Below are 12,523 nucleotides of genomic sequence, written 5' to 3'. Positions count from 1 at the left end.
ATTTGATTTCTAAGATTTCAAGACTATTCGGCATAATTTCTTGTTCAAAAAATATTGAATAGCTGTACATCTTTTTTCAAATTTTCCTCAAAATCAATTGTTCGTTTTGGCCTTGATGGTCACAGGAATTACACTGTTAGCAGCCGCTAGTGGTGGCACATTCATACTGTAGATATACGGTCCAACAGGAATTCCACTTAGTACATAAGGCTGTTCTCCACCATAAGCCCCAGCGTCTGTTACAGGGTCAGACGAACCAAAGGGGGCCTTTCGACCATAATTAGTGGCTGGACTTCCTGGCTGTAAAATTGCCCTGCCATCGGCATTATTTAATCCACCAGTATTGATAGGATAGCCAGCGAAGACTTTTGCAGTACTAACTAAATTATCCGCAGGAAGAGTGATGGAACTGGTAACAAAATCTACAATGTTCCATTTGAAATTAAGAGGCGTTGCATTCGCTGAAGTAAAAAGACCTTGGGGTGTAGTAGCAAATGGAAAACTACCTTTAAATATATTATTATAAAAAGATAGGCCTTTAATATCGCCTCCCACTATTCGATAAATGTCGTTATAATACCCAGTACTTGACGAGTTTGAGCTATCTGGATCAAAGACATTGTTTACAATCAAACCTGTGGAACCATTTGGGTGGTTAAAATTAATTTTAGTCATCACAATGTTATTTTTGAAAACATAGTTTGTTTGAATATTTCCAGTGCCTATTAATACTAAGTTATTGTCATTAGAAGTAATATTGCTTGTACACAGATAATTTTGTGAAACGACTACATTATTGGTGCTTACGCTACTGCCTAATACCAATCTTGTTGTTACCAGATTTCGGGCAAATGTGATATTACTTGCACTTATATCTACATTATCACAATACATCCCTGAAACATAAGATCCTTCAGATCCAGCTGAAAAATTTATTTGTCCGGTGATAATAGAATTCCCTCCAATAGTCTTGTAATAGCCAGCACCAAAAATTGTTAGTTTTTTGGATAAAGTTATACTTGAATAAGTTCCAGCACCAACAATCAAAATATCTCCTGCAGAAGCATTCGTAATTTTTGTTTGCAAATTGTCGCCATTGACCACTGAGATTATTGTAGCTTGGCTTAATTTGCACATTGAAAAAAAGAAGAAAGTTAGAAGTAAAATTTTTGTTTTCATTTTATTAAATAGTTTAATATCAGTTAATTAAATAGTTTTTAATATCATTATGAGCCTTAGCCGCTCTTCGACGTGAGAAAGTGATTTTTAATCCATTGGTAAGTTCTGCAGTTTGTTTTGTCTGTTCATTTCCCAGGCTTTTTACAAAGTTAGCGTTGAGCATTATTTTGCGATTGACCCTCACAAAAGGAGAATTCTTTACTATTTCTGATATTTGCTTTAGCGTTTTAGCCACTATCAATTTTCTGCCATTGCTTAGCCATATTTGTGAATAGTTTATGTCAGACTCAAACAACAGGATTTCGTCAGATTGTAATTCTATGTTTCTAATAAATTTAAGATTTTCCATAGCTAAAACTTTTTGGGATTAATGCCTCAAAGTTGCTGGAAATCCAAAAGCTTATCAATAAGGCATTTGCCCTATTTTTTGAACTGGAAGAATGAAAAGGATATTTTTCTTAGAAAATTTGGAAGGATAAAATGACGTTTTGTTGGTTTTTTACAATTGAAATCTAGTTTCCAAAAGAATATAAAGGAGATTTATAAATATGAATGGGAAGAATTAAAAAAAAGGACATCTAAATATTCAAAAGACTATTTAATCCAAATGAATAATTTTGTGCGAAATACCACCCGAAGGTTTCTTTATTACCTTTAGATTTGCGTTTATTAAAGCTACCCTAGACTTAATGCTTTCTAGACCCAAGCCATCATTTTTTAAGGCTTTTTCAAAATCATAACCGACTCCATTGTCAGAAACTTTCAGTTCGGTCCGATTGTTCTCTTTCATTAATTCTACGTCTATTATACTCGCATTCGAATGCCTCAGGGCATTATTTATCAATTCTTTAGCTATAAAATACAGATTTTGTGATAAATCATCTTCTAGCTTTTCTGTGATATTTGTTGTAAAATTTATCTCAATGCTGGAATTCAATTTTTGAAGATTGAAAACCAAGCTTTCTAGAACAAAGGCTATACCATTTCTTTCTAAATCTGGCGGCATAATATTATGCGAAAAACTCCTAACATCACTGGCCAGATTGTCGAGACTGGTAATGGCTTCATTAAATTCTTTGTAATTGTTCCCACTTTTTTCCAAATCGATGCTAAGGGCTTCCATTTTCATTTTTATTATCGAAATATCTATGCCCAATCCATCGTGCAACTCCTTGGCTAATCTGCTACGTTCTTGATTTTGGAGTTTTAGGCCAGTTTCTAGGGCGATTTGCTGATTTTGATTTTTTTCTTCTAATAATTTTTCTTTTTCTGCCCGTAACATTTTATAACGATAACCTAATCCTAGAGCCAATAATAAAACGTCAAAAATATAGGCCAACAAAGCCCCTTCGATTTCAAGAAACCAATAATTTGGCATTAAACTGTAATGTCTCACATTGGTAAGAATGGTAAAAAGTACCAATGGCAAAGCACCAACCATATAGAATTTACTAGCCACTACATCTATCTTTTTAAAATAACTGTAAAAAACCAAATAAAAACTAAAAACAGTCGGAAATATAAAAGAGAAAGGATAAAGGAGTGCCGCCTTGTCAGAATAGATGATATGGTTTTCGCTCGAATATTTTTCAAACCATAACAAGGAAATGGCTAAAAAACACAAAAAAATGCAAAATCTATAAATTTGAAGCATCCAAAACTTCAGTTTATAATTAGGAAATACGTATTCTCTAACATAAAGGAGCGTAAACAAAATATTCAAATTCATTAATAGCTGACGAAAGTTTTTCTTGTAAAAGCCCAAAAAACCGTCATTATAATATTCGAAAAAAAAGCCCTTATCAATTAAACAATAAAATAATGCCATTAATACATAAAGAGCGTACAATAGGTAAAGCCTTTTGCCCAAAACAAGAAAAAGTATCATGCCAAAAGAAGAAGCCAAAAGTAAAATACCACCAAAGCCACCCCAAATAAATTTACGATTGATCTCATTTTGGTAAAAATCGCCTTCATCCCAAACTTTAATAGGAGGTAATAAAGAAATATATCTTCGAAAAATTCTAATATAAACTGTTGGTGAACTTTTGGCATCAATGGTTATTGGGAAAACTGGATTATAGTGCTTAAAAACCCGATTATTATAGGCATATTTCCAGCCAACAGTATCTGATTTAAAGATAATTTTGCCATCTTTTACCAGAAATAAATTAACCTCTTCAAGAAAGGCATAATCAAGTTCCAAGAGTTTTTTTTGAGATACAGTATCATTATTATTTAAAGATATCTTGAGCCAATGTGGTTTATTTTCATGGCCATAGCTAAGTCGAGCGTTTTCGAATATTTTAAAATTCTTAGATTTTGCTTCGAGGCTATCTATAGTAAAATTAGAATTGGAGTCTTTTAAATACAAAACCTTTAAATTCTGGTTTTTTTGTGAGAATAAGGCATGAGAGATTAAGAAAAGAAAAACGACTTGAAAGGCCAACGACTTCATATTCAATCTGCTTATTATATTAATTGGGCATATTTTCAAATTGTAATAGAATATAGCCTTTATTTAAATCATGACTAACAAAAAATCAAATTTACAAATTCGAAGGAATAGTTATCTACACCTTTTGGTGTATTTTTCAAAATACTGCTTTTGGTTGATTTATAAGAGTTTAATTGTTCTGAATTTTGTGATACTATAAGAAAAAGAACAACTCTTTTGATAATAGAATATTCAAATATAGCCATTTACAAATATTAAACACATGAAAAAAATCTCGTTTTTAACAGGAGTATGCATAGTGAATATGATTTTCACGTCTTCGTGTAAGCTATCAGAAGCCATATCACCAACTCAGCAACCAGATGACGACAAACCAGCTTTTGGATTTGGATGGCTGGGAAATGAAGACCTTGGTAAGGTGCCCAACAATGTGAAATTTGGATTTGCTTCCAATACCAATTTGCCTACATCTTTTGATTTGTCAGAGCTGCTTCCGCCTATTGCCAGCCAGGGAAGTTACGGAACCTGCATATCATGGGCGACAGGGTATTACGGAAAAACCGCGACCGAAGCTCTTAGTTTTGGCTACAATGCAACGGATTTGTCCAAAGCCACCAATCAAATAAGTGCCAAAGATTTGTTCACATCTATACCCGAGGGTAATTCGAAAGGAGAGAAATGCAATGGTAGCACTTATTTAATAAACATGGAAATGCTCCAAACAAGAGGTGCTGCCACTATGGCAACCGTTCCTTACAACAATCTTGAGTCTTGTTTATCATCATCCATTCAAACCTCATGGACAAGCGAAGCAGCAAAGCACAAAATAAAAAATTACAGAATTATTGATGATGATGTGTTTTCAATAAAACAACAGATTGCTAACAGAATTCCAGTAATAGCAGGTTTTAAACTTTCTGACAATTTTATGACATGGAATTCGGCAAATGTTTACTCCTCACAAACTACCTTTAATTCGGTTGGCCAACATGCCTATCACGGTATGGCTATTGTTGGCTATGATGACAAAAAAGGCGTAAATGGGGCATTCAAAGTTGTAAATTCTTGGGGAACCAACTGGGGAAATAACGGCTTTATTTGGGTTGATTATAACTTTTTTATAAACACATTTTTACAAAGAGATTCTAATGGAAATGGCGTTTTGCTTACCATGAGCGATGCTGCCCTAAAAAGCACCGAGAAGGAAAATCCAACTCCAGTAAATGATTCGCAACTTACAGGTGTTGAATTATCTGCCTGGGTTGAAGAAGATGTCTCAACGTTTGCAACAACAAAAAATCCAGCCTCAAGAAAGATACTTTTTAACTTTTATAATAACGGTACACAAACCGCTGGAGTTACCAAGCCTTGGAATTCATTTTATCTTTACTATAATGCCTACAAAGCCGACGACTACGGCATAATATTCAATTATAATTTTACCAGTAACAACTTGGGTGTAAACAAATATTCATGTAATGAAAAATCATGCGATTTTAATATAAGTATTCCACCTAAAAATAATTTTGGTTTTCAGTTTTTAAGCACAAATATTCTTCAGACTGATTATTCTTTACCTGCCACCTTAAACGGCCAGTATTATTTGGTCTTGATAGTTGATGGAAGTGACGTTTTTAAAGAATACGATGAAGATGACAACTTTTTTTATACAACAGAAAACCCGATTACATTTAAAAATGGTCAAGCCGGGCGTTTAAGTAGCAATGGTTCCGAATTTTCATTTTTAAATGACTTAAAATATAACAGCCAAAACGAGCAAAATTTAAAGTTCCGGACTGCTGCCAACAAAAATAATCCCAATGCCTATTCCACAAATGAAATAATGGAAATGATTAAAAACCACAAAAAAAGTGGGGATTTTCAGAAGAAAATTGATGCCTATAACAAATCAAAAATAGAAACTAACTATGGCATTAATCCAAAATAGTTGTAAGATGTTTCGTTTGGCCCTTTTAATTTTAGTGGTTTTGGGAAGTGTAAATTTTTGTCGGTCAGAACAAACTATAAAGGCAGAATCTATCATAAAATCGATTGCAAAAAAGAAACCGATTTTTTTAGAAAATGTCACGATAGAAGGTGACCTAGATTTTACCAAATTAAACGCAAACCCAGAGTCGAAGATTCAAAGTAGAGTGAAGATTTCGAGTCCTGTTTATTTTCAAAATTGTAGGTTTAAAGGCAAAATAATAGGTTTTGTCGAAAGAGACGAAATGCTGGTACTTTCTTATTTTGAAACAAATTTGAGCTTTTTCAATTGTACTTTTTACAGCGACATACTGCTTAATGGGGCAATAGTGGGAACTTCCTTGGCATTGGCGGAAAGTAAATTACATGGCGAACTTCATTTAGAAAACGCCTTGATTGGACACGACGCTAATTTTTCGGAAAATATTTTCGGACGGAAAGTGTTTTTTCAAAATACAATTTTTAGAAAAAACGCTTACTTCAACAAATCAATTTTCAACGAAATTGGATATTTTCAATCTTGTAAGTGGAAAGGAGAAGCGGTATTTCGTGAGGTTGAATTTCGAGAAAATGTTGATTTTTCGCTTCAAAAATCGTTCTCTCCAATGAGCTTCAATTTTAGCCATTTCAAAAAGGCTGTCTTTTTTGAAGGAAGCAAGTTCGGGGATGATTTGGAGATTGACAATGTTACGGCTGAAAGAATACTTCTCTCTGGTTGCCAGTTTTGGCAAAAGCTAAACTTTGAAGCGTTAAATTCTAAAGAAATTCATTTTACGGATGCTATTTTCTACACCTTCGTTCCTGATTTATCAAAAATATTGAATCCAGAAACTGTTTTGGAGCAAACAGGAGTACGTTACCTTAATACAGTAAAGTAGAGTAAAACCGGAAATGCAACGGATCTACATTTCGTGTAGAAAGACCACCGTCCTTCTAATTTCTACACCTTTTGTGGTATTTATTAATATACACTTTAAGGTTGATTCCTGGCTTTCTTAAAAATTAGAACTTTGTAATATAATTCAAACCAAAATTTATCACCATGAAAAAATCACTATTTGTCCTGATAATGATAGCATTATCAATCTCATGTAAAAAACCTGACGAAGATGCAGAGCCAATTGAAACAAGCTGCCTCATTCAAAAAATATCCTATGACGATGGCAATTATGAGGTATATAAATTCGATGCCAACAACCGCCTAACATCAACTATTATTACTTATGAAGACAATGGAAAAATCATTGAAGTACCATTAAAATATGAGTATAATGCTGCTGGGAATTTGCTGAAAACTATTAACGACGAAGGATTTATAGACGAATATGTATATGATGCTGCGGGAATTCTAACAAAGGTAAATTTTACCAATGAAAAAAAAGAACTTTATGAACAGTTTGATATAACGATGGATGCTCAAAAACGAATAACAAAATTTGTTCAAAAAAGTGATGGTGCTGTGGCAAATTTTGAATATAATGGACCTAATGGTGTATTCTCGAAAAGCGAAGTAACTTTGGACGAGAAAATCTTAGACCAATATATAGTGAGTAGTTATGAAACAGACGCTACTAAGAAATCGTATGAAATTATGATAAAAGGACATCCATTTGACCCTTCTTACTTTACTAGTGGCATTATTTATTCAGTACCATTTAATTTTACACCTAGAACATCTTTAATAACATCAGGAAAAGTCGCTACTCAGCTTGATGAAAATTGGTCGGATTTTACCAACAAATTGCGTGTTTATTATGACTTCAAGGCCACCCGAAAATATAACTCCAATAATTTCACCATAGAACGAGCTTCTACAGATGCGATCGAAAAACAGACCTATATCAAAACTTACGCCTACTCAAACTGTAACTGAAAAAATATCAAAAACATGAAAAAGATTTTAAGTTTAGTAATTTGCATAATGGTTTTTGTTTCTATGGCAAAGGCTATTCCTCATCCAAAATATAGAAACCAAAAAAACGCAAGAATTGCACATGGAAAGACTATTCCTCCAAAACCAGAAATTAGAAAGAGATAAGTCAAGGTTTTACTAAATTGTAGTTTAAAAATTCAATTCTTATTAAATATGAATATCCTCATCGCCGACGACCATACTTTATTTATCGAAGGGCTTAGTATGCTTGTTTCGAGAATTGAAGACGTGCATATTGTCGGCGATGCAAAAAATGGAAAACAAGTAATAGAGCATTGTCAAAATCAAAAAGTAGACTTGATCCTGATGGATTTGGAGATGCCCCAAATGGGCGGAATAGAGGCCACTGAAATCATTAAAAAGGAATTTCCAAATATAAAAATCATCGCAGTTACGATGCTGAATGATTACAACACCATTAAAAAAGCCCTCAGGAGTGGTATGGATGGCTATGTAGTGAAAAATCTCGGAATTTCGGAATTACAAAAAGCCATAGAAACTGTTATGGACGGTCACATATACATGAGTCCAGAGATTACAACAATTTTGGCATTGGGTGTGGCAGGCAGAAAACCCAATCAGGCTTATGTACCAGACCTAACTAAGCGAGAAAAAGAAGTCATAAAATTAATTATCGATGGTTTGACCAACGATTTAATTGCCGAAAAACTGTTTTTGAGTCCGCTGACCGTCAGCACACATCGAAAGAATGTTTTGTCAAAACTTAACCTCAAAAACACCGCAATGCTAGTAAAATATTGCGGCGATTATCCTGAAATATTGGTATGATTTTTTTAAGATAGAAAACTCCATAATCTAAAATTTGTGTTTTAGCCGTTTAAACTGAGCTATATTTTTAATTACCCATGAAAACTAAACTTTTTTTATTAATTCTTTTAATTCCTTTTTGTTATTGTTCACTTGCTCAAAATCAAAAAAAGATTGATAGTCTTTTGATAGCTGGCCAAAAAATGAAATTAGACTCAAACAAAGTCAAAAATCTTCTTCAACTATCAGAGCAATATAAAGGGAAAAATAACCAAAAGGCAAAAGATCTTTCTTTAGAAGCAATAAAATTAGGGCAAAAGATCAATTGGGTTGCCCGTTACCCCGAATTATTCCTGAACTTAATTAAGATAAATAGTACAATGTCAAACTATTCAGAAAACCTTTCTATTCTAGATTCTACTTTTAAATACACTGGAAAAAAGTCAGATTGTGTTTGTTATACTGCTGAATATTATATTCAATATTTATTTAATTACTCTTATTCTAGAAACTATGAGAAGGCTTATGAATACGGCATAAAGGGCTTGAAAATTGCTGAAGAAACAAAAAATTATAATCAAATAGCTCGAGCTAACCTAAGACTTGGAGAGGTCAAACAAAATCTGAATGACTATGAAGGAGCAATCAAGAATTATGAAAAAAGTATAGAATTATGTAAAAAATACAATTTTGAAAGCATTTTAAATCAGAATCGCTGGATGCTTGCAAAAGTATACATTTCTAAAGATGATTATAATAAAGCATCTATTTTACAAAAAGAAATGACCACTTCGTATCGGAAGCTCAAGGATTCTACCCAATTAGCAGGTGCTTTGAATGCAATTGCTTTTGGTCATATTAAATATTTCAGATTTAAAGAGGCAAAAGTTTATCTTGAAGAAGCTTATGGGATTGCTCATAAAGTAAATAACAAGTATTTCTTGCAATATATATGTATTGGATTGGGCAAATCATTTATGTCCGAAAACAAAATAGAAATTGCAAAAAAATATATTGACGAAGGTTTTAAAATTGCTGCTGAGCTTAATGACAAAGATGCACTAACTACCCTCACTAGTGACCTAGCACATTATTATTTTGTAATCCGTGATTTTCCAAAAGCATTTTATACTGAAACTCAAATCTCCAAAATATATGGAAATGCCAGATCAAAACAGGTTATAAATTCTGTATCTGATGCAGAAACGAAATACCAAACCGAAAAAAAGGAAAAGATGATTTTGATGCAAAAACTTCAAATCTCAAAACAAAGAAATTGGATTCTCGGGATAATTGGAATTGCATTCGTCGCTGTATTAGGTAGTCTATTATTTTACACCAAAAGGCAGGCCAAACAAAAGGCACATTTTGACGCAGAAAAACTCAAACTCCAAACCGAGAAAACCTCGGCCATAGTAGAAGCTGAAGAAAAAGAACGTATCAGGTTGGCGAAAGAGCTACATGACGGTGTAGGTCCAATACTCTCATTAGCCAAGTTTCAACTTGAAAACGCCATGAACCAGACCAAATTCAAATCAATAGAACAAGAATCTTTATTTCAAAATACCAATACCATGATAGACGACGCCGCTCGTGAAATCCGCACGGTTTCACACGACCTGATGCCAAACGCACTTTTAATGCAAGGCCTAGTATCTGCCATTCGCGAGTTCGTAAACCGACTCAGCCTCAGTGGTAAAGTTAAGGTTTCACTCGATGTAGCAAATCTGGACGAACGATTGCCTCAACTAACCGAAACGGTCCTTTATAGGGTATTGCAAGAATTGGTAGGTAATGTTATCAAACACTCAGGTGCCACCAGTGTGCAGATTCAGTTGGTACGCCATGAAAATGAACTGACAATGATGGTTGAAGACAATGGAAAAGGATTTGATACTTCTCAGATGTCAATTTTTAAAGGAATTGGACTGAAAAATATTATATCGAGAATTGATTTCTTGAATGGAAAAGTAAATTTTGACTCAAGCCCGAATAGTGGTACTACGGTAATAGTGGAAGTGCCTTTGTCATAAAAATTAGAAACAAGAAAATTCGAAAACTCAAATTAAAAGCCAGCCTATTATCGGTTGGCTTTTGTTTTATATAAAATCTTAAATTTAAAAACTTCTCAAGAGAAAACAAATCCTACACCTTTTGTGGTAGATATTAAAATACCTTTTTTGGATGATTTACTGCTTTGCCTTTTTCTAGACTTTTGTAATCTAAATCAATCTATTAAGCCATGAAAATTGTTTTTATATTTCTGTTACTATTTATTTCGGGATGTAAACTCCTGCCTGATTCAGTTTCGGCTTCTAAAAATGAAGAAACCAAACTTTCCCAATTTGAAAAAGCTGGTTACTGTGATTTACTTATAGCCAAAGACGGCACCTATCATACCGTTTTTCTTGAGCAGCCCGATTATGGTAAACCCGTTTTTGTGTATTATTCTTCATCAACCAACAAAGGCAAATCTTGGTCTGCCCCAGTAACAGTAAGCAATGACGGTACAGGAAATGGGGCCTCTATTCCGAAATTGATTCAAGATGGAAGTGGAACCATTTACGCCATTTGGAAGAGGTATGGAAGCAGCGACAAAAACAAATATCCCGTTAACGAAACTCTGTTGGAAGGAACGGGTGGGTATACCATCGGAACACTTTTTTATGCTGTATTAAACGGATCAAGTTTTGGTAAACCTATCATGTTGGCAAGCAATGAACAAATGCAAATCTCGTGGTTTCCAACACTTGACAACGCTGGCAAGGTACATGTGGTTTGGTCGCAACTAAGTGATGAATCTTGGAAAAACGGATGGAGTCATTGGTACTATGCCGATTTAATAACCGAAGCCACATTAAACGGAGGGAGTTTCGGTAATTTTAAAGACTATTCAACGCCTGGTAAACCTCAATATGCTGGCGGAGCACCTCCCAATTTGGGATTTCAAAATCTAAGCGGTTATTATGACAAGCAAAACAAATTGCATTTTATTGGTGAATTTGTTGCCGAATCTGGTGTCAAAACCCTTTTTCTCTTCAATGGAACAAAGGCAGAAATAGCATATCAATATCCTTTATATAAAGAAGGCAACACATTTAATAACCCTGCGGAGTTATTATTTGATGAAAAAGGCAATGATCATATCATTTTTAGGCCTCCGGCTTCAACCTTAGAAAGCGACCAAATCTGGGATTTCGATGTTGCTACAAGAAAAACCAATATTTTGGCCTCAATTCAAAAGTCAGGAGTCAGAATCCAAAACTTTCAGGCAGACCAAGGGCCAAATGGCGAGATAGCGGTTATGATTCAAGCTAGCAGTTTGTCAGAAAGCAATGAAGCATACGGTTTCTTTTATCAAAATGGCAAATGGCAAACAAAGGGCCTTTCACAAAATGCCTCGAAAGATACATTCGCAAGTTCAGGCAACTTTTATTATGATGGCTATATTACAGCCATTACATCAAGTGAAAGGAGCCTTACAAATTTTATAGATGTGGCATGGGACGCCTCCGGCAAAAAAAGTATGGTAATGAATGTTTCAATTTATTTTGTAGGTCAAGGTTTCAGTACCAATAGCCCATCGATTTATTTTTCAAAAATAGATTAGATTTTTAAGAAGTAATAGGTTTATAATAAACAAATTAAATTAATAGTATGTCACCATTAAAAACTTTAAAAATAAAAAAACGATATCTCGTACACTCGGCAATCTTTTCAGTTTTATTAACCATCATGTTGTTATATAGCACTATAACTACTGCACAGTTTGTTGAATGTCCTATTTTACAAAAAACTGTGAAAAATGGAGCTAAACCAGATGTGGAGCTTTTTAAAAAGTTGATTCGATGCAAAAAAGGAGAAAAAGCTGTTCAGTCAGGAGAAGAGGGTGCGGTCCTGGTTGAAGTATCAAATCTGCAAATTGGAACTCAAAGACCTTGGAGCTATCGGCAAGACACTGGAAGCGGTACGGCAAGCACTTTGGTATATCCCGTTAAAGCTACTTACACTGTAAAAACAATTTACCGAGCGGCCACAGAAGTTGAGGAGGGCTGGATTAGAATTTTAAATTTTTATGTAAATTCGTTCGGAGAATGGCAGATTGGTTCTGAGGAACCCGTCCAAGCCCCAAAAACCAAACGTATTCCAAAGTGAACTCTTGGCCAAATTTGCTTCGGAAATCTTTTTTTTAGGAAATA

11 protein-coding genes are annotated in these 12,523 nt (G+C 34.2%); 8 read left to right on the top strand and 3 right to left on the bottom strand.

Translation table 11 applies throughout. From position 1 onward, the window contains the following. Window positions 1–93: 93 nt before the first annotated feature. From EGI22_RS00950 to EGI22_RS00940, 3 genes are all read right to left on the bottom strand, one after another. Window positions 94–1,179, bottom strand: a complete 1,086-nt coding sequence (locus EGI22_RS00950) for a hypothetical protein (protein ID WP_255065744.1) — start codon at window positions 1,177–1,179, stop codon at window positions 94–96. A gap of 19 nt (window positions 1,180–1,198) precedes the next feature. Next, window positions 1,199–1,528 carry a LytTR family DNA-binding domain-containing protein gene (locus EGI22_RS00945; RefSeq protein ID WP_255065743.1) on the bottom strand — a complete coding sequence of 110 codons (330 nt, stop codon included), beginning with the start codon at window positions 1,526–1,528 and terminating at the stop codon, window positions 1,199–1,201. A 249-nt stretch (window positions 1,529–1,777) separates the two neighbouring features. Beyond that, window positions 1,778–3,637 (bottom strand): 7TM-DISM domain-containing protein, encoded by a 1,860-nt coding sequence (locus EGI22_RS00940; protein ID WP_255065742.1) that lies wholly within the window; start codon window positions 3,635–3,637, stop codon window positions 1,778–1,780. 262 nt (window positions 3,638–3,899) lie between these two features. Here EGI22_RS00940 and EGI22_RS00935 point away from each other — a divergent pair, with 262 nt between their 5' ends. The 8 genes from EGI22_RS00935 to EGI22_RS00900 all read left to right on the top strand — a co-directional run bounded on the left by EGI22_RS00935 (window position 3,900) and on the right by EGI22_RS00900 (window position 12,479). Then, complete coding sequence (locus tag EGI22_RS00935) at window positions 3,900–5,585, top strand: C1 family peptidase (protein WP_255065741.1); 1,686 nt, start codon at window positions 3,900–3,902, stop codon at window positions 5,583–5,585. A 7-nt stretch (window positions 5,586–5,592) separates the two neighbouring features. Continuing rightward, window positions 5,593–6,501, top strand: coding sequence for a hypothetical protein (locus EGI22_RS00930; protein WP_255065740.1), 909 nt, complete (start codon window positions 5,593–5,595; stop codon window positions 6,499–6,501). Window positions 6,502–6,665: 164 nt separating this feature from the next. After that, window positions 6,666–7,496, top strand: coding sequence for an RHS repeat domain-containing protein (locus EGI22_RS00925; RefSeq protein WP_255065739.1), 831 nt, complete (start codon window positions 6,666–6,668; stop codon window positions 7,494–7,496). 15 nt (window positions 7,497–7,511) lie between these two features. Beyond that, window positions 7,512–7,661 carry a hypothetical protein gene (locus EGI22_RS00920; protein WP_255065738.1) on the top strand — a complete coding sequence of 50 codons (150 nt, stop codon included), beginning with the start codon at window positions 7,512–7,514 and terminating at the stop codon, window positions 7,659–7,661. Between the two features lie 48 nt (window positions 7,662–7,709). After that, a complete protein-coding gene (locus tag EGI22_RS00915) occupies window positions 7,710–8,345 on the top strand; it encodes a response regulator transcription factor (protein WP_255065736.1) in 636 nt (211 codons plus the stop codon). Window positions 8,346–8,527: 182 nt separating this feature from the next. After that, window positions 8,528–10,357: an ATP-binding protein gene (locus EGI22_RS00910; protein ID WP_255065735.1), complete on the top strand. Its 1,830-nt coding sequence runs from the start codon at window positions 8,528–8,530 to the stop codon at window positions 10,355–10,357. 209 nt (window positions 10,358–10,566) lie between these two features. Beyond that, window positions 10,567–11,934 carry a sialidase family protein gene (locus EGI22_RS00905; protein ID WP_255065734.1) on the top strand — a complete coding sequence of 456 codons (1,368 nt, stop codon included), beginning with the start codon at window positions 10,567–10,569 and terminating at the stop codon, window positions 11,932–11,934. A 47-nt stretch (window positions 11,935–11,981) separates the two neighbouring features. After that, window positions 11,982–12,479 (top strand): hypothetical protein, encoded by a 498-nt coding sequence (locus EGI22_RS00900; protein ID WP_255065733.1) that lies wholly within the window; start codon window positions 11,982–11,984, stop codon window positions 12,477–12,479. Window positions 12,480–12,523: the final 44 nt, after the last annotated feature.

The sequence above is a fragment of the Lacihabitans sp. LS3-19 genome, from assembly GCF_024343575.1.
In the GTDB taxonomy this organism is placed as follows: domain Bacteria; phylum Bacteroidota; class Bacteroidia; order Cytophagales; family Spirosomataceae; genus Leadbetterella.
Note: the sequence above shows the minus strand (reverse complement) of the source record. Positions and strands in the feature narration are given on the sequence as shown.

What these genes read in the sequence shown, in the direction of transcription:
- EGI22_RS00950 (WP_255065744.1), bottom strand. Translation starts at nt 1,179, where the DNA reads ATGAAAACAAAAATTTTACTTCTAACTTTCTTCTTTTTTTCAATGTGC.
- EGI22_RS00945 (WP_255065743.1), bottom strand. Translation starts at nt 1,528, where the DNA reads ATGGAAAATCTTAAATTTATTAGAAACATAGAATTACAATCTGACGAA.
- EGI22_RS00940 (WP_255065742.1), bottom strand. Translation starts at nt 3,637, where the DNA reads ATGAAGTCGTTGGCCTTTCAAGTCGTTTTTCTTTTCTTAATCTCTCAT.
- EGI22_RS00935 (WP_255065741.1), top strand. Translation starts at nt 3,900, where the DNA reads ATGAAAAAAATCTCGTTTTTAACAGGAGTATGCATAGTGAATATGATT.
- EGI22_RS00930 (WP_255065740.1), top strand. Translation starts at nt 5,593, where the DNA reads ATGTTTCGTTTGGCCCTTTTAATTTTAGTGGTTTTGGGAAGTGTAAAT.
- EGI22_RS00925 (WP_255065739.1), top strand. Translation starts at nt 6,666, where the DNA reads ATGAAAAAATCACTATTTGTCCTGATAATGATAGCATTATCAATCTCA.
- EGI22_RS00920 (WP_255065738.1), top strand. Translation starts at nt 7,512, where the DNA reads ATGAAAAAGATTTTAAGTTTAGTAATTTGCATAATGGTTTTTGTTTCT.
- EGI22_RS00915 (WP_255065736.1), top strand. Translation starts at nt 7,710, where the DNA reads ATGAATATCCTCATCGCCGACGACCATACTTTATTTATCGAAGGGCTT.
- EGI22_RS00910 (WP_255065735.1), top strand. Translation starts at nt 8,528, where the DNA reads ATGAAATTAGACTCAAACAAAGTCAAAAATCTTCTTCAACTATCAGAG.
- EGI22_RS00905 (WP_255065734.1), top strand. Translation starts at nt 10,567, where the DNA reads ATGAAAATTGTTTTTATATTTCTGTTACTATTTATTTCGGGATGTAAA.
- EGI22_RS00900 (WP_255065733.1), top strand. Translation starts at nt 11,982, where the DNA reads ATGTCACCATTAAAAACTTTAAAAATAAAAAAACGATATCTCGTACAC.